This is a genomic window from Thermoanaerobacter mathranii subsp. mathranii str. A3 (genome assembly GCF_000092965.1).
GTDB classification, from domain to species: Bacteria; Bacillota; Thermoanaerobacteria; order Thermoanaerobacterales; family Thermoanaerobacteraceae; genus Thermoanaerobacter; species Thermoanaerobacter thermocopriae.
The window spans coordinates 1,870,158-1,889,194 of the sequence record NC_014209.1 but is presented as its reverse complement, the minus strand read 5'-3'; the positions used below and the strand labels follow the sequence as shown (position 1 = coordinate 1,889,194).

Annotated in this window: 12 protein-coding genes and 2 pseudogenes; 13 read left to right on the top strand and 1 reads right to left on the bottom strand. The window is 34.2% G+C overall.

Features of this window, described 5'->3' with window-relative positions; genetic code table 11:
- The first annotated feature begins 4 nt into the window (after positions 1–4).
- From TMATH_RS09310 to TMATH_RS09265, 10 genes and pseudogenes are all read left to right on the top strand, one after another.
- Positions 5–1,549, top strand: a complete 1,545-nt coding sequence (locus tag TMATH_RS09310; protein ID WP_013150768.1) for a class I SAM-dependent DNA methyltransferase — start codon at positions 5–7, stop codon at positions 1,547–1,549.
- Positions 1,539–2,819 (top strand): restriction endonuclease subunit S, encoded by a 1,281-nt coding sequence (locus TMATH_RS09305; protein ID WP_013150767.1) that lies wholly within the window; start codon positions 1,539–1,541, stop codon positions 2,817–2,819. Before TMATH_RS09310 ends, TMATH_RS09305 begins: the two co-directional genes overlap by 11 nt.
- A 35-nt stretch (positions 2,820–2,854) precedes the next feature.
- A complete protein-coding gene (locus TMATH_RS09300; RefSeq protein ID WP_013150766.1) occupies positions 2,855–4,588 on the top strand; it encodes a DUF262 domain-containing protein in 1,734 nt (577 codons plus the stop codon).
- A 34-nt stretch (positions 4,589–4,622) separates the two neighbouring features.
- Complete coding sequence (locus TMATH_RS09295) at positions 4,623–7,724, top strand: type I restriction endonuclease subunit R (protein ID WP_013150765.1); 3,102 nt, start codon at positions 4,623–4,625, stop codon at positions 7,722–7,724.
- A gap of 55 nt (positions 7,725–7,779) precedes the next feature.
- Positions 7,780–8,046, top strand: coding sequence for an AAA family ATPase (locus TMATH_RS09290; protein WP_013150764.1), 267 nt, complete (start codon positions 7,780–7,782; stop codon positions 8,044–8,046).
- A gap of 240 nt (positions 8,047–8,286) precedes the next feature.
- Positions 8,287–9,171, top strand: a complete 885-nt coding sequence (locus TMATH_RS09285; protein ID WP_041591667.1) for a hypothetical protein — start codon at positions 8,287–8,289, stop codon at positions 9,169–9,171.
- Positions 9,172–9,313: 142 nt separating this feature from the next.
- A complete protein-coding gene (locus TMATH_RS09280) occupies positions 9,314–12,115 on the top strand; it encodes an AAA family ATPase (RefSeq protein WP_013150762.1) in 2,802 nt (933 codons plus the stop codon).
- Between the two features lie 344 nt (positions 12,116–12,459).
- Positions 12,460–13,039, top strand: a pseudogene (locus TMATH_RS09275) (DUF6431 domain-containing protein).
- 136 nt (positions 13,040–13,175) lie between these two features.
- A complete protein-coding gene (locus TMATH_RS09270) occupies positions 13,176–14,501 on the top strand; it encodes an IS481 family transposase (protein WP_013150760.1) in 1,326 nt (441 codons plus the stop codon).
- An 18-nt stretch (positions 14,502–14,519) separates the two neighbouring features.
- Positions 14,520–15,173, top strand: coding sequence for an ExeA family protein (locus tag TMATH_RS09265; protein ID WP_041591717.1), 654 nt, complete (start codon positions 14,520–14,522; stop codon positions 15,171–15,173).
- A gap of 210 nt (positions 15,174–15,383) precedes the next feature.
- Here TMATH_RS09265 and TMATH_RS09260 read toward each other — a convergent pair.
- Positions 15,384–15,701: pseudogene (locus TMATH_RS09260) on the bottom strand (UPF0236 family transposase-like protein); the annotation flags it as partial.
- A 157-nt stretch (positions 15,702–15,858) separates the two neighbouring features.
- On the opposite strand from TMATH_RS09260, the gene TMATH_RS09255 reads away from it, so the two are divergent.
- From TMATH_RS09255 to TMATH_RS09245, 3 genes are all read left to right on the top strand, one after another.
- Entirely contained in the window at positions 15,859–16,584 is a 726-nt protein-coding gene (locus tag TMATH_RS09255) for a Mu transposase C-terminal domain-containing protein (protein ID WP_232192557.1), read from the top strand.
- Entirely contained in the window at positions 16,577–16,792 is a 216-nt protein-coding gene (locus TMATH_RS09250; protein WP_041591664.1) for a hypothetical protein, read from the top strand. The genes TMATH_RS09255 and TMATH_RS09250 overlap by 8 nt, the downstream gene beginning before the upstream one ends.
- Positions 16,793–17,040: 248 nt before the next feature.
- Positions 17,041–17,814: an anti-phage protein Upx-like protein gene (locus TMATH_RS09245; RefSeq protein WP_157629586.1), complete on the top strand. Its 774-nt coding sequence runs from the start codon at positions 17,041–17,043 to the stop codon at positions 17,812–17,814.
- Positions 17,815–19,037 lie beyond the last annotated feature (1,223 nt).

Genomic DNA, 19,037 nt, shown 5'->3' with positions numbered 1-19,037 from the left:
AGAAATGGGTCAGAATAACGATGGAGTCTTAAATTTCGCTTCAACCCTCTGGGCAGCAGCTGACAGGTTAAGAAATAATATGGAGCCGTCAGAATATAAGCATATTGTCCTTGGACTTATATTTTTGAAATATATTTCCGATGCATTTAAATTTCGCAAGGAGGAGTTAGAGTATTTAATAAAAGACCCCAAAAGCGAAGAATATTACTGTGAAACTAATGAAGAGGCACAACTTATATTAGAGGATAAAGACGAATATATGGCCGCGAATGTATTCTATGTTCCACCCGAGGCGAGATATGAGTATATTATGGCAAATGCTCGTCGAAGCGATATTGGTAAGCTCATTGATAATGCTATGGATTTGATTGAAAAAGAAAATCCAAAGCAATTAAGAGGGGTATTACCGAAGGTATACACCAGAGCGCCTTTGGATCCGCACACTCTTGGTGAAATTGTTACCTTAATTGGCAGCATTAATTTTGGTAAAAACGAGGAACTGGATGTTTTAGGGAGAGTTTATGAGTATTTTCTTTCCGAATTTGCCAGAAAAGAGGGTAAGAGAGGTGGCGAGTTCTTTACGCCCTCAACTGTTGTCAAACTACTTGTTGAAATGATTCAGCCTCTTCATGGCAGGGTTTTTGACCCATGCTGCGGTTCTGGGGGCATGTTTGTCCAGAGCATACGCTTTGTAGAGGCTCATGCAGGCAAGAAGGGAGATATTTCAATCTATGGGCAGGAATCCAATCCGACCACTTACAGGCTGTGTAAAATGAACCTTGCAATTCGGGGTATTGAGGCAGATATAAGGTTAGGGAATTCCTTCACAGATGACCAGTTTAAGGATCTAAGAGCAGATTATATATTGGCAAATCCGCCGTTCAATGACAGTGCCTGGGGAGCAGATAGGTTGGCGAATGATGTAAGATGGAAATACGGGCTGCCGCCTGATTCAAATGCAAATTATGCATGGATACAGCATTTTATTTACCACCTTGCACCGAAAGGCGTAGCTGGTTTTGTGCTCGCCAACGGTTCTATGACTACAAGCAATAATGCGGAGTATGAGATAAGAAAAAGGATCATAGAGGATAATCTTGTAGATTGCATGGTAGCACTACCACCACAGCTATTTTACACAACAGGAATTCCTGCATGTTTGTGGTTCATCCGCAAAGGCAGGGAAACGAAAGAAACTCTTTTCATTGATGCCAGGAAGATTGGTGTTATGGTGGACAGGACGCATAGAGAACTTACCGATGAGGAAATTCAAAAGATTGCACAGACTTATCACAACTGGAGAAATAAGAATGGATATGAAGATGTAAAAGGCTTTTGCGCTTCGGTTCCTATGGAGGTTATCGCACAAAACGATTATGTCCTTGCACCTGGAAGATATGTAGGTGTAGAGGATACGCGAGAAGATGATATACCTTTTGAAGAAAAAATGGCAGAACTAACTGAGAAACTTTATCAGCAGATGAAGGAAGCAAAAAGGCTTGACGAGGTTATAAAGGCAAATCTGGAGGAGTTGGGATATGGGGAGTGAATGGAGAAAGGTTAAATTATCAGAAATAGGTAAAATAGTTACAGGCAAAACACCGTCAACAAAAAATAAAGAGAATTTTGGTGATAAATATCCTTTTATTACTCCGAGAGATATGAGAGGTCAAAAATATATAAGATATACGGAAAGATATTTGTCTGATATTGGATTTAATTTATTAAAAAGTATAGCAATTCCTCCAAATAGTATTTGTGTTACTTGCATAGGGTCTATGGGAAAAATTGCTATGAGTTCAAAACAGAGTATTACAAATCAACAAATTAATAGTATCATCCCGAATGATGAATATGATCCATCGTTTATTTATTATTGTTTAAAGCCTAAAGAAGATTATTTTAAAAGTATTTCGAGCGGGACTACAATGCCTATATTAAACAAAACAGATTTTTCAAATATAGAAATAGAAGTTCCCCCCCTACCCGAACAACAAAAAATTGCCTCCATCCTTTCTGCTTTTGACGATAAAATCGAACTCAACAACGAGATGAACAAAACCCTTGAAGAAATAGCGCAGGTTATATTCAAGCACTGGTTTATTGATTTTGAATTTCCGAATGAAAATGGAGAGCCTTATAAATCCAGCGGGGGAGAATTTGTAGACAGCGAATTGGGGCTGATACCGAAGGGGTGGAAAGTGAAAAGTATAGGCGAATTGGTAGATTTTACTATAAGTGGAGATTGGGGAAATGATGAAAGATCACAAGATTATGATAAAAAGTGTTTTTGTATAAGAGGAGCTGATTTTCCGCCAATAGTAAGGGGAGATAAAACAAATATTCCTGTAAGATTTTTGAAGCGAAGTAGTTTTGAAAAGAGAAGACTAAAACATGGAGATATTCTTATTGAAGTTTCTGGTGGAACAAAAGGGCGACCTACAGGAAGAACTGTATTTGTACATCGAAATTTAATAAAACAATTTGATGAATCATTGGTTTTTTCTAACTTTTGTAGGCTAATAAGGGTGAATGATATATTAAATTCAATAATTTTATTTTTATATTTACAGTTTATTTATAACAAAGGTAAAATGACACAGTATGAAATACAATCAACAGGTATAAGTAACTTTCAATTGAAATATTTTTTCGAAAATGAGAAGCTTGCAGTAGCTCCAATAGAGATACAGGAAAAATTTATTAATTTGGTAGAGCCAATTTTTGACAAAAAGTATACATTTGAAAATTATTATTTATCCCAACTTCGCGATACCTTGCTTCCCAAACTTATATCAGGCGAAATAAGGGTAATGTGAAAATTGATTAAAGACCTTGAAAGGAGTATGAAAGCATGTCATTTCAAACACCAATTACTATATATGATGCCATAAAAAATATAAGCAGCAGAAAATATCTGCTGCCTGCAATACAGAGGGAATTTGTTTGGAGCGAAGAACAAATAGAGCGGCTTTTTGATTCAATTATGAGGGGCTACCCAATTGGTTCTTTTCTCTTTTGGAAAGTTTCAAAAGAAAGTGTGAAAAAATATCAGTTCTACGAATTTATCTGCCACTATCATCAGGGCAAGACCCACAATCAGAAAGCAGTTTTGCTGGGAGATGAGGAGATAATCTCAGTGCTTGATGGACAGCAGAGGCTAACTTCTCTTTATATCGCTTTAAAAGGGAGTTATGCTTCAAAAGTTCCTTACAGGCGATGGAATGACCCTGCCGCTTTCCCTAAAAAGTATCTCTATTTAAATTTGCTTAAAGAAGCTGGTGATGAAGATTTAAATTACGATTTTAGATTTCTCACAGAAGAAGATGCCAAGAAAAGGGATGAAAACACATTCTGGTTCAAAGTTGGAGATATTCTTAATTTTGATCCTCAGGACCCTTCGCAGATCAATGACTATTTAATCGAAAATCAGCTTGCCACAAATAAATTTGCTTCAAGAACCCTTTTCAGATTATCAGATGTGATTTTTAAACGGCCAATAATAAATTACTATCTTGAGGAAGATCAAGAACTTGATAAGGTGTTGAATGTTTTTATCCGTGTAAACAGCGGTGGCACGCAGTTGAGCTATTCCGATTTGCTTCTTTCCATTGCTACTGCCCAGTGGGATGAAAAAGACGCTCGCGAAGAAATTATAAATTTTGTAGATGAAATTAATAGTGTTGGCAGAGGATTTAGCTTTAATAAGGATTTTGTTTTAAAGACATGCCTCGTCCTCTGTGATTTTAATGATATCAGATTCAAAGTTGATAATTTTAACAAACAGAATATGTCAGTTATTCAGGACAATTGGGACAAGATAAAGGAAAGCATAAGGACAACTGTGGAATTGATAAATACATTTGGATTCGATTATCAGACATTGACTTCGAATAATGCCATTATACCAATAGCTTACTACTTGTACAAAAAAGACTTGAAAAACAATTTTGTAACCTCTGTAAATTTTAGAGACGAGCGAGAGAAAATAAAAAAGTGGCTGCACATTGTTCTGCTAAAGCAAACTTTTGGTGGCAATTCAGACTATATTTTGAGCATTATAAGGGACATTATAAGACAAAACTTAAATGGTTTCCCTGCTGAAATTATGAAGCAAAGGTTAAAAGGAACTACAAAATCACTTGACTTTGGCGACGAGGAAATAGAAAATTTGTTGGAATACGAGTATGGCAAGAAATATACTTTTTCAGTTTTAGCTCTTTTATATCCCACACTGGACTATAACAATCTCTTTCACCAGGATCATATACATCCTAAAAGCTTTTTTACGAGTAGGGAGAAACTCCTTAAATTAGGAGTAAAACCAGAAGACATTGATTTTTGTCTTGAAAATTACAATAAGATCCCAAATTTGCAACTTTTAGAAGGCAACATAAATATGTCTAAAAGTGCGAAGCCCTTTATGGAATGGCTGTATGAAAACTACAAAGATGACACTGCCAAAAATCAATATAAGGAACTCCATTATTTGACTGGTTTAGATCTTCCAATTGTTAATTTTAAAGAATTTTTCTGCAAGCGCAGAGAATTGATGAAAAATAGACTTAGACAGATTTTAGTGTCTTGAAAAATAGATTTTGTGGAAAAAGGGTGAATAATCCATGAATCTCAATCAAAATTTTGAGAGTGTGGTAGAGCAGGCGGCCATCAAATGGTTTAAAGATATAGGTTACGAATACCTGCACGGCAACGAAATACCCGTTGAAGACAGAAAAGACTACAGAGAGGTCATTTTAAAAAACAGGCTTTATAAGGCTTTAATAAGATTGAATCCCGAACTTCCGCTGGAGTGCATTGAGGAAGCGGTGCGCCAGCTGAAGAACCTCCAATATCCGAGGATAGAGCTGAACAACAGAGAGATACATAAAGTATACCGCAATGGTGCGAAAGTTACAAGACGCAACAGCGAAGGCGAAGAGGTCGGAGAAATAGTAAAGATATTTGACTATGAAAATATAGAGAACAATGAATTTCTTGTCTGCAACCAGGTAAAAATCAAAGGTGCAGGTTTAAGAATCCCTGATATTGTGGTTTATATTAACGGCCTGCCAGTAGGATTGTTCGAACTGAAAAATCCATTAGATGAGGCGGCTACAATAGAAGGGGCATATAGGCAGCTTGAGCTGTACAAAAGGGATATTCCCGACATTTTTGCTTACAATGAGATCTGCGTTGTATCTGATGGGAATAAAGCAAAAGCAGGAACGATTACCACACCCTGGGAGAGGTTTTCTGCATGGAAATCCATTGACGGTGTCAGCAGCGTAGAGGGGATGCCAGAACTTGAAGTTTTGATAAAAGGCATGTTTGATAAAAGAAGAGTTCTCGACATAATAAGGAATTTTATCACCTTTTCTACTGCTAAGGATGAAGTAATTAAAATTATGGCTATGTATCACCAGTATTACGGTGTAAATAAAGCAGTAGAAGAAACAATCAGGGCCACATCTCCTGGCGGTGACAGAAGAATAGGTACATTCTGGCATACTCAAGGCAGCGGCAAAAGCCTTTCCATGGTGTTTTATACGGGAAAGATAATAGAGCTTAAAGAACTTCAGAATCCTACAATTGTAGTCATTACCGACCGCAACGACCTTGACGACCAGCTGTATGAAACTTTTTGCAATGCAAGCGACCTAATTCCATATCCAAAGCAGGCAGAAAGCGTAGGAGACTTAAAAGAAAAACTTTCGCAGATTGCAGCAGGCGGCATCTTTTTTACCACAATACAGAAATTTCAGGCAGAAGCAGAAGAGGTTTCAGAGGTGGTTGACCCCAAGCTCAAAAAAGCTTTAAAGAAGGGCAAAACCTATCCCCTTCTTTCTGACCGTAGCAATATCATTGTTATTGTCGATGAAGCTCACAGGTCGCACTATGAATTTATTGACGGCTTTGCAAAGTATATAAGGCAGGCACTTCCTAACGCCAGCTTCATTGGCTTTACGGGGACACCTATTGATCTTGAAGACAGGTCTACACTTCAGGTGTTTGGAAACTATATCAGTATCTATGATATGAAGCAGGCGGTAGAAGACAAAGCCATTGTGCCTATTTACTACGAGGGAAGGTTGGTAAAACTTCATTTGATAAACGAAAATATTGACAGAGACTTTGAAGAAGTGACAGAAGGCGAAGAAGAAGAGGTAAAGAACAAGCTGAAGACAAAATGGGCAGCTTTAGAAGCACTGGTAGGAACCAAAGAAAGGCTTGAAACCATAGCAAGGGATATTGTAGAGCACTTTGAAGAAAGGTGTAAGGTTCTTGAGGGCAAAGGCATGATAGTATGTATGAGCCGAAGGATTTGCGTTGACCTTTACAACGAAATAATTAAGTTAAGACCGCACTGGCACAGTGATGACTTAGACAAAGGCGTAATTAAAATTGTAATGTCAGGAAATGCTTCGAAAGATCCTAAAGAATTTTTGACCCACCTATATACAAAATCCCAAATAAAAGAGATTGAAAAAAGAATGAAAGACCCAAACGATCCTCTTAAACTGGTAATTGTCAGGGATATGTGGCTTACTGGCTTTGATGTGCCGTGCCTGCATACAATGTATATTGACAAGCCAATGCGAGGGCACAACTTAATGCAGGCTATAGCCAGAGTAAACAGGGTCTTTAAGGACAAACCTGCAGGATTGGTTGTAGATTACATAGGTATTGCTGATGACTTAAAACTGGCACTGGCAAACTACACAAGGAGCACGGGAAAAGAGGCTGCTACCTTACCCATCGATGAAGCCATAAGAATTATGCAGGAGAAGTACGACATTGTTTGTTCATATTTCCACGGCATTGATTTTTCGGGTTGGGAAGAAAAAAGTGCAGAAGACAAACTTAGCCTTTTAAAACAGGCTATGGACCTAATAAATAAAGATGAAACCACAAAGAAAAATTTTTTGGATCAGTGCATGGCATTGTGCAAGGCTTTTGCCCTTGTAGTACCAAGAGAAGAAGCGATGCGTATTCGTTCCGATGTTGCTTTTTTCCAGGCAGTAAGAAGCAATATTGTCAAATACACGCCACCTAAAGGATTATCAATCGAAGAACTGGACAGTGCCATAAAGCAGATTATTTCCGAGGGTGTTGCTGCAAGCGACAAACCAATTGACATATTTGACGCGGCGGGACTTAAAAAGCCAGACTTGTCTATTCTGAGTGAGGAATTTTTAAATAAGCTTATGGGGCATGAGAATAAAAACTTGCAGATTGAGGTTTTGCGCAAGTTGTTGAATGATGAAATCAAAGCCAAAATCAGGAAAAATCATGTTAAGTATGCTTCTTTTAAAGAAATGATAGAAAGAGTTTTGAATAAGTATCATAATCGTGCTATTACATCTGCTGAGGTTATAAAACACCTTATTGATTTGGCAAAAGAAATGCAGAATATGGACAAACGGGCAAAAGAAATGAACTTAACGGAAGAAGAAATGGCTTTTTACGACATTGTATGTCAGGGTGAAGAGGCTATTTTAAATGACGAGGAAGCAAAGGAAATTGCAAGAGAGCTTGTGCGAATTATAAAAAGTAAAACCGAGGGGCAGGTGGATTGGACTATAAAAGAAAACATTAAGGCATCCATCAGGGCAACTGTAAAGAGATTACTAAGAAGAAAGGGCTTCAAAGATCCACAAAAGCTTGATAATGTAGTTAAATTGGTCATTGAACAGGCTGTATCTCTCTTTGAAGATGCTGCTTAGTGAATAAGTATTTGTTTTTAGTGAAATATGATTGTCTTAAGATGGAGTGGGAAGAATGTATTTACATAGGGTAATTATTAAGAATTTTAGAAGCATTGAGTATATCGATATAACTTTTGCTAAGGGGAAAAACATTATTGTTGGGAAAAACAATTGTGGTAAGAGCAATATTATTAAAGCAATAGATTTGGTTTTAGGGCAAAGTAATCCAGCATATGTGAAAAATGAGAATATAACAGAGAAAGATTTTTTCACATACAAGATTAAGGGTGAAACAGCAGAAGAAGTTGTAATTACAAATGATATTTTTATTTATTTGTGAGTTGCGTCGAGACGAAAAGGAGCCTTACCGTATGAGTTAATGTTTGAGTGTTCGGGGTATTATAAATATTTATAAAAATTAATAAATTGAGACATAATTCGACAAGATAATTTTTAGTTTGATGTATAATTCTAAATGATATATTTAGGAATCTCAAGTTCTATAAAGAGGTGATCACATATTAATTGGAACGTCCTGTTAACAATTTTTTTTAATATCACAATCATTTTGATGACAGTATTGGCGATATTGTTAACTTACAAAGTAAAATATGATTATAGGTTAGTAAAAGATAAACTATTTAATATTATTGAAGAGATTAAAAATTCTAACAAAACAATTGTATACATATTAATGGAACCTCATAGAGAATATTGGAAAAAAGGTTTAGTAGAGAAGCTTTTGATGTTATTATCTTTATTGTGTATTATAGTTATTGAGATTGCTATATTTTTCATGAGTAAAAATAAATTCCTTATGATTTTGGTTTTATTATTTACAAATACTATGATATTTTTGGTTCTTTCTATTTTGTTACGTATATTTTTTAAGGTAATCAATTTTTTTGTAAGCAAACTCATGTTAATTCCTATGCATCTCGGGGATATGATTATAGCGATATTATTTTATATAATATTTCCAAATGTTCTTTTACTTTATATAAGAACAGAGATATTAATACAAAATAAACTTACACCTTCAATAGGCTTACTTTCTATATGCGTTGGCTATTTTATTTTCGTAAAACTCTTAATAGGATTTATAAAGCAACCTCCAAAATATGGTGAAAGCAATAAATTGGGTTGGTTAGAATTGCTAATGATTTGTTTGTTTATTTTTTTGGTTTTAACATATCTTTTTATAATAGACTTAAGTTGGGTTAAATTTAGTAACGAGATGAAAGGAATATTTGGGATAGAGAATCCCGAACAACAATGGTTTAGATTATTTGTTATAACTATCATTCTCATTTTCTCAATAGGTGGTTTTGATAGCATTTCTTCAATTTATGAATCTTTGGTTATTATTGTGGTGCTTCCTTTGTCAGCATTTTTCTGGACTGTATTTGTAAGTAAATTAATAAGTTATAGTGATGAGGAGGACAAGCCTAAAAGTGTAGAGTAGAATGAATATGTTATTATTAAAGTATTCAGGACTGAAATTTTTGACCCATGCTAACTGACAATTTTGAAAAACCAAATTACTAGGTATTGTTGTAGATACAAAAACGGTATTACATTTAAAAACATACAGTGAGGTGGAATTAATGTTAAAATACGAATTGATGAGATTTGTTTCAGAATTTAAAGATAAAGAAAATATTATATTGAAGATATTTGTTAAACATTTTAATGAAATAATTGATGAACTATCAGAAATGAATAGGTTTTGTTTAAGTGATTATATTACTAGCATCATAAAAGACATATTTAAGGGAAATAAAGATATATCAAGCTATAAAAATGTAAATGTTGAACTATTTGACGAAAGGATTCGTGATTTTGAGACTAATAGCTTGTTGAAGGATTTGAAAATTGCAAAAGTATTTATTAGAGGAGTGAGAGGGTTTTTAGATAACAGACAGTTGTGCATAAAAGGAGATTATTGCCAAAAAAGTGGAGAAGATGCGCCGATTATTGTTTTAGAAGAAAACAGTTCTGACAACAGTATGAGAAGATGTACGTCTGCGCTAATTTTTGGATGGAATGGAGAAGGAAAAAGTAGTATAACTGAAAGTCTAGAATATGTGTTAACTGGAAATGTCGAAGAAGCTAATAGACGGGGGAAAAATAACGTTAATGAATATTTATTAAATGTAAACTCAGATGATGGAATTGTTGAAATTGAATTAGTTAAGAAAATTTCCAATATATGTAAAAATATTAAAGTTAGGCGAATTTTATATAAAAGAACTAAAAGAGAAGATGCTCTAAAGGTAGAGGGGGATCAGGATTTAAGATCGGAATTAGAAAACAATTTGGAGTACTATGAAACTCTTTTTAGCAAGTGTTTTATTGAGAGGAATAGGATTGAAGAATTTATTCTCTCAAAAGGTGCTGATAAAAAAGTAAAATATGGCAAATTATTAGGATTAGATGAATTAGGAAGAGTTGTGAAAGAATGCTGGAAAAGAGCAAATACACAATTTAAAGATGAGATATATGAATCTCAGAATAAGACTAAAGAAAAATATTTGACATTAGAGCAGCAGGTTGCTAAAATTTCAGACCTTAGAGCTAAATTTGAAAGAGACTTTAGAGAAGAAAAAATTGAAGGTATAGGATTTACAAATGATGACATTAAGCTGGATAATTTAACAGTAATAAGAGAATCTATAAAGAACAAGATTATTAAAATAGAAGATGAATTAAAAGAAATAGAAAATATTAGCCAATTAATATTAAGAATTGAAGATCTTCTTAAGCAGGAAAATGAATTTTACAATTGTGCCGATAAAGAGAAAAAGATGTCTGATAAGTTAAAACAATTGGTAGAAAAAGCATTGGAAATAGTTGATGAAAACACAAGCAAATGTCCGTTATGTGGAAATGAAAATTTAAAAAAGGGTGAATTGCTTGGAAATTTGAAAAGAATAAAGATTGAAATTCAAAAAAATAGTGAATATTTTGAAAGAAAAGACTTAATAAACAAAGAAAAAAGCAAACTATTTGTTGATGTAGCTAAGATTTTAGGAGAGTATAAAGATAATAAAGAATTGTTTGAAAAAGATTTGAAAGCCAAAGTTGTATTACAAAAACTGAAAAACAAGATGTCAAAAGACAAAGAGATACTCGAAGCAAGGAAGAAAGAATTAGAAAAAATTCAGCAGGAACTTATGTCTTTTGAGAATGAATATAGAGGTTTGCTCAACGGATTTAGAGATTTTAATACTTTAACAGCGGAATTAAATAAACAGAAAGAAGAAATGGAAAAAGAAGATCAGAGAAATCAGTTAATACAAAAGATTAAGGAAGACATAGAACGGTTTGAAAAGAATTTGGATAGTTACTATATTAAAAGACTTAATGAAGCATTATCCAATTTAAGCGAAAAAATAAAAGATTATTACAATAGATTAGAAGAAAATGATAAGTTTGAAGAAGTAATAATAAAAGATAATGAAAAAGAAATTTCAATATTAGTTAAGGTTAATAATTCAGAACCGTTGGACCCATTGACTATATTAAGTGAAGGACAATTAAGATGTTTTGGAGTTTCGATACTTTTGTCAGTAGCAGAGAAATATAATTTACCATTTTTGATTTTGGATGATATTGTAAATGCAGTAGATATAGAACGTCGGGCTAATCTGATAGATATCATTAAAGAATATATAAAAGTAAGAAAAATTCAACTATTAATTACTACCCACGATAAATTATTTGTGGAAAGGATCTTAAATTCAATTGGTGGTAATGTATCAAGGATGATAAAGGTATTTATATTTAAAGGCAAATGTAATCTAATAGAAACTGAAAAATCAAGCTTTGATTTTATAGAAAAAATAAGAGAAAGTATAGAAAAAAAAGATTGCAGGACAGCATTGATGTATATGAGAATTGTTTTGGAAAGTACGCTTTATGAGATTGCAAAGGGGAAAAAGATAACTTTTAGTGAGAAGATAACTGGATATAGCTTAGAAAGGATTCTAACAGATTTGAGTAACGATAGTAAGACTAAAGAATTGGAAGCTGCGAGAGAATATTTTTTAAGAGAAGTCTCTACACCGGATGGCAACTACAAAATCAATTGGATGATTATAAATCAAGAACATCATTTTTGGAGTGAGCAAAGCATAAACTTGGATTGTAAAATTTTAAACGAAATGTTTGATTGGATCAAGGCAATTAAGCAATTAGAAGGGTATTTAAAAAATAAGAATAAGCTGATACAAACAATAAATTATATAAAAAATAACAAACCAAATGTTAAAGAAAAAGAAGTTATTAATGGGAGTATTCCGAATGAAGAAGTTACAATACTAAAAAAATTAGAATGGTTGGATGATATGGGTGCATGGACTTCAAATGCTGTTCTCTTTGTTGAAAAGTTTGGCGACAGATTATAAATATAAACTTTTCAAAGAAAATTTAAATAGTTTTGTGTAAAGTATGAAGGCCTCCTTCTTGTTAAAAATCAGAATATCAACAAAAATAACCAAGAGGGAGGTTTTTATTATGGAAAATATTTTGACAAAAGAGTAATTAATGGAGTTTATCTACAAAAACATTATCCAAAGTGTAAGTCATTTACGAGAGTTTTAAAGACTTATTGTCATTTTTCAAATTAATTCAGCCCAAAACCGATAAAATTTTTCAGATTAAATAATCTTGTGATAAAATTAATGCTAAAGGAATTTAAAAAAATTTTTTCAGATTCCTTTAGCATTAATTTTAATTAGAGAGGTTACTTATGCAAATAGTTTTCCATGTTGATAATATTGAAGAATATTTACATAAAGGTAAAGATTACAATTTCCCTGCCCCACCAGATAGATGTCCTTATCCCGATTGCAAGTGTAGAATAAAACTAAAAAAGCACGGGTTTTATTACCGTTACTATTTAGATGGACCTAACTGTATAAAAATAGCCATAAGAAGATATATATGTCCTGTGTGCAAAAGAACTCTTTCCTACCTTCCTGATTTCTGCCTTCCTCATTTTCAGTATTCTTTCAATATGATTGTAAAGTCTTTAAAAGAGACACTTACAAGAGAAAAAACTCTCAGTTCTTTCATAAGTGACTTAAAAAGAAACTTCCCTACCATACTATTTTCAAGACAGCATATATATTTTTACACCAAAAGGATAATGAATAATTTAAGTTTTATCATATACGGATTAAGACAAATAGATCCTTACATAAAGATAACTAATACTGGTTCTGAAAAAGAGAGGGCCAGAGAGATTTTGGACATTAAAGCTTATACCACTCTTCTCCCAACGGTTTTATGCTCATTGCCAAAAATCATTTCTGGCCTCTCTCACATAATTTTAGCATTAAATTTAAAAGATTTAAATAAAAATTTTGATTTTTTCTTAGCAACATAACTTTTTCCTTTAATGTCCCCCAGGTATGAGCTAAAATTACGATTAAGAAATCAAAAAAGTAAAGGGGGAACATATAAATGCTTGATGAAAAAGCGAGAGAAGCTATAGCATTAAAGAGATTTTCACTGATTAGTCCGGTGCTAAACGGACAGGTAAAAAATCAGAAAGAATATTTTGATGCTCTTTCCGATAAACCTATTGAGATACCTTATCTTGGAATGAGAAGATATACTCCCAAGACACTTAGAGGGTGGCTATATCAGTATTTAAGAGGCGGTATAGAAGCGTTAAAGCCGGGTTATCGAAGCGACAGAGGCAAATACAGAAAGATAGACTTTGAACTTTCAGAGAAAATAAAGCAAAAGAAGCTTGAACATCCTGAAATGCCAAACAAACTTCTTTATGAGACATTGATAGGAGAGGGAATAATATCACCGGATAAAGTATCCCTTTCGACATTCTATAGGTTTTTGAAAAACATTCCTGTAAAATCTTTAGATAAAGAAAAAGAGGGTAAAACAAAGAGATTTTCCCATGAATTCATCAATGAACTGTGGCAGATTGATGTCATGTATGGGTCATATATTAAAGAAGGTAAAACAAAGAGACAAACGTACCTTATTGCATATATAGATGATGCTTCCAGGCTTTGTACCTATGCTCGCTTTTACTATACCCAGAATTTTTTAGCTTTAAGAGACTCATTTAAAGAAGCAGTGCTAAGAAGGGGAATACCCAAAATGCTTTACACTGACAATGGAAAGATATATAGAAGCAGTCAATTTGAATATATATGTGCCTCACTAGGTACATCTCTTATTCATGCTGAGCCCTTTTCACCTCATTCAAAAGGGAAAATAGAAAGATTCTTTCATACGGTGAGAATGAGATTTTTAAGCACAATAGATCCTACATCCATAAAGAGTATAGATGAGCTTAATATGATGTTTTTTAAATGGTTGGAGAATGATTACAACCGAAAAGAACACAGTAGTATTGGTATGAGTCCTTTAGATTTTTTCATGTCACAAATATCAAGAATAAATATGTGTGGTGACATAGATATGTTGAATGAATGTTTTCTCATAAGAGTAAATCGTAAAGTAAACAAAGATGCCACACTTAAAGTGGAAAATATACTTTATGAAACAGAAGAAAAGTTTAAAGGTATGCGCTTAGAAGTAAGATATGACCCTGAGTGGCTTAAGAGTAATACACCCCTTCTACTTTTTCATGAAGGCAAAAAAGTAGGGGAAGCGTATAAGGTAAATTTTCATGATAATGCTAAAATTCCTGTAGAATATATCGAAGACAGAAATGTTGTAAGCGAAAATGAAGATACTGTGGATTTTGCTGCAAAACCTAATTCCCCAGTAATATCCTTTAATGATATCATTGATTAAAAAAAAGAGGTGTTTACAATATTTACCCAATATTTTGGAATGAAATTTAATCCATTTTCTAAAGAGATAAGTGTAAACGACCTTTACATAAGTGAAGACATTGCTGAATTAAATGCCAGGCTAAAATATTTACAAGAAACAAGGGGTATAGGACTTATCGTTGGTGAAGCTGGTTCAGTAACGCTCTTTTACCAGATACAAAGAGCGATAACAGAACTTTACTATAGCCAGAAGATAACTCCTGTCATAATATTAGATGAAATACAACTGGTTTCTAATGATGTTCTTGAAGATTTGAGAATAATATTTAACTTTAATATGGATTCTCAAAACCCGTATATATTGATACTTTCAGGACAACCACACATAAGAAACAAACTAGCCTTGAATGTAAACAGTGCACTAAGGCAAAGAATTTCTATAAAGTATGTGATGCAAGGGCTAAAAAAAGAAGAAATTCAAGATTATATAAAAACAAGAATGAAAATAGCCGGAATGGTAGATGATATATTTACACCATCAGCATATGAATCAATATATTCTCTAACACAAGGGCTGCCAAGGATAATAAATAACCTGGTAACGGCTTCTTTACTCTATGCGTATTCTAAAAGGCTAAGAGAAATAGATGAAGAAATAATATACCAGGCACAAAATGAAATCAGTTTATGAGAGTAGTAGCTTTCGCTACTCTCATTTTTTATTATACATCAATTAACCCAAATTGCCAATAACAGATATTAACATATTTTGGCGGTAATGCTCTTAAAAAGTGAAAAAAATTTTTAATCAGACTGTGATAATTTGAGAAAAAATACTTTTATGCACTTAAAAAATGCTATCATAATTTGAAAATCTTTGGAGATTTAATTTGAGAATTGACACTGTCTGTTTACTTAACTCCTCTGGACATGCTTTTTTACTACTTCTCTCATATGATTCTTCTATCGCGTTTTTATCCTTCCTCTCTACTATTCATTTTTCTTTCCTTTTCTTATCTTCTTTTATTATCCTATCTAACTCTTCAATAATTGCTTCTATTGCCTCTCTACCTAGTTTGTCCGTGAGTTCCTTTATCCTTGCTGCAAGCTCTGTAATATTCATTTCTTTATTTAATAAATCACCAAAAATTTCTACTACTTCCTTAGTGAAATTTAGAGCATTTTGTAGTATAATATCCTCGAAGATATGTTTTTTCACAAGAGACACCCCTTTCTGTGATGTTTTGTTTCCTACTTCTATTTTATCACAGGGGTTGTCTCTTGTTTTTTTCTCTTAAAAATTCCTACAATAATTTTACACTATGCTTTACCACAACAACCAGCACTATTTGAAGAACTATAACCGTGAAGAAATGATGATTGCCGACGATGTGGAGTGTATCCCGCGGGAGCTTTGGAGATGGGGGATAGAAAACCGTTCAGGGAAACTGCGAAATGTACCAGAAGACATTGTAAAGCTTCACCTTATGCCCTCTGATACGGCTACTGTAACACCGCGCGGCATTAGGTTTAAGAACCTTTACTACGGTTCGCCGCTTATGTTGAAGGAAAGGTGGACGGAGAAAGCCAGGATTAATGGGACTTGGAAGCTGGAAGTATGCTTCGACCCACGAAATATGAACTATATTTACATAAAAGATGCGGACGGTATTAATTTTGAAAAATGCTATCTACTTGATCACCAAGTGAGGTACAGGGATAAGACCTTTGACGAGATTCAAAATCTCTTGGCTGCAGAAAAGCTTAAACAGAAAAAGGCAGCCGATAGTGAAGCACAAGCGAAAGCGGAGCTGATTGCTGAAATACAGCATATAGTGCAGGAAGCCCAAAAGGCTGCGGCAGCAGCAAAGGATGACGGAGAAAGCAATGCGAAGAAGAAAAGGAGCATTAGGGCAAACCGTCAGGCAGAAAAGCTTGCCAATCGGGAGAAGGAAGCTTTTGAATTAAATAAAGAACCCTCAAAAGGGCTGGCTCCTGTCGTCATACTTGGAGGCAGTCAAGATTCACTGGGGGAAGAGGAAGGGCAGCTGGGATTATTGAAGAGAAAGCAGAAGGAGGCACTAAAGAAAAGGGATGGATAAACTGAAAATACCAAACGGTACGGTGGCTGTCCCTGCAGAATATAAAGAGCAGGTAATTCCCGAATACCGAGGGAATCCCTTTATCGAAGCTCTTCCCCCGATTTTAAGTGCTGAAGAGGCTGCTGAAAGGCTTGCTTATTACCCGCCATATCATCCCGAGGAGAGGAAACTTGAAAGCCATTACCGCATCCACATGGTTCAGACTTAAGAGAAATTGCAAAATACGACGATATTTGTACGGTAAATGTTGACTTTGCAGATTTTCTTAACAGGAGTAAACAAACAGTAGAAACGGAAATGCGGCTAAAAGCGCTGCAAAAAGTTGCGGGCAAGGTAACCCTGCCTCAATACCCTTGAGATCCTGCTTTCCATGTCAAGATGAACGGGAAGTGGCTGAAATATTTGAAAAAGCCGATAGGCAACCATATCAATAAATTGTGCAACTATTGAATGTAAGTGAGGGCTACTAATCCATATTATCCATTGTCCTCCCTCAACTGCCAACGCAACTTTTCTTCCAATCATCCAGAAGGATTTAGAAAAGAGGATACTTATCCCTGGAAATTTAATAGAGAACTGTCGTATTTAAGGAGGCCGTTAATATTATTTAATGACAGTGTGTTTTGGAGTAATAGGCATTTATGTTATTGTTGTGGCCATATCCTTGATTTATGTTTAGATGGAAAATTAAAAGCAAAAAGTACGAAGATGAAAAAATTAATAAGCAAATACCAAAATATTAAAGATGCAGAATTTAATCAGTCAATTTGCAACTTGTTCGCTAAGTATAACTTTTTAATAGTAAGAAGTAAAGTTAAAAAAATTAACGGCATGAGAATAATGGATGAGAAAGGTGAATTAGGTGATATTGATGTATTGGTTATTAACCCTAAGAATAAAAAGATTTATACAATTGAATGCAAAGATCTTTCTATTGCCAGAAACCCTTATGAGGTACATCATGAACTACATCTGATATTTTATGGTTATAAAAGCAAGGCGTCTATCGTAGAAAAACATCTTAAAAGGACTAACTGGATAAAGCAAAATATATCAAAAGTATTAGATGCTTACGATTTGAAACATATGAAGGGAAAATGGGCAGTTAAACCGTTGATCGTTATTAGTGAAGAAATGATTTCACCATATCTTTATGATTCTAAGGGCATACAAATTATCTCATACAATAAATTAAAAGAGGAAGTTGAGAGTGGTAAATTTTTTCGATAACAAGTCTAAGTGGTGAGTTGTAAAAAAGTGTGTTTTTATAGTATTCCACAGTCCCAAGAGTAAAATTAAACTTTCCAAATACCCAGCTGGTTCAAGGTATTTTCTCTTGATTTGACCTGCTTTTTCTATTAGGGATGAGGGAAAAGGAGTAAGAGAGCAAGAAAACCATATCAATTTGCTTGATAATTTAGCTTTTTGCTTGGCTTTTAGGATTTTCCCAAACTGGATATTATTGCTGTGCTTAATTGCAGGCGCATGGCTTATTAATCGTCAGGTTCTTCGGGAGGAGGATTCTTTGAAAAAGATTTATAGTGAAGAATGCATGGGATGCTGTAAAGAAGTCCGCAGGTACCTTTAATAGCAGGCGAAGAGTGTATGAATTAAATTCATATACTGCTTCAATAGTAGGAGCGGTAAAGAGATTAAAAGTTTTATTTTGTTGTATAGGAAAATTAGTCTAATCAGTTTATAATCTTCCCATGATGCGTAATTGTAGGAGAATGAGTAGAACTGTGAGGTGGATAAAGTGCGTAAAAAAATATTCTTTATAGCAGTCTTAATCTTTTTATCTGTAATTGTTTTTCACCTTACTCCTACGGGGACAATCCGATTTTATGTTGCCTTACACGGTAGCCCTATTGCAGCAGTGAAAGTTAAAATTACACCAGGGGGGTACTACGAGCCTCACTGGGCGACTACAGCTTACGGATGGCAATTCTTCGTTGAGGGTTACTGTGATCGTCGATTGGGTGAAAAATTATGTTTCTTTTATTTAAACAAAAACCCTCTCGGTTTATGGACAGTTACTTCGGTTGGTACAGGTCCATGAGAATCTCTAGAGGTTAATGCACAAAATATGTTTAAGACTTGCTGATTGTAAAATGAGCGAGCTTAACCCTTGACCCATTCCCCTTAGGGGAGAATGAATGAGGGAAAAGGATAATGGTTAAATTTCTAAAGAATAACAAAGGGATAAATGGTAGAGCCTTGATAAATGCGGGCTTTACGCCACTTATCCATTTTTTCCTTGAACCATGAACTTGCTCTTTTGGAAAAACTTTTTTCACACAAATTAATGGAGTATTTGGGTAGGGGAATGACAGGGAAGGGCTTTTTTTAAAAATTAATAATAAAGGGGACTCTTAGAAAAGCATTTGGACAAAATGCCCCTTACCAACAAGTACTTTGATTTGGTGAAGGAAAACAGAAGGGATTTTCAATTA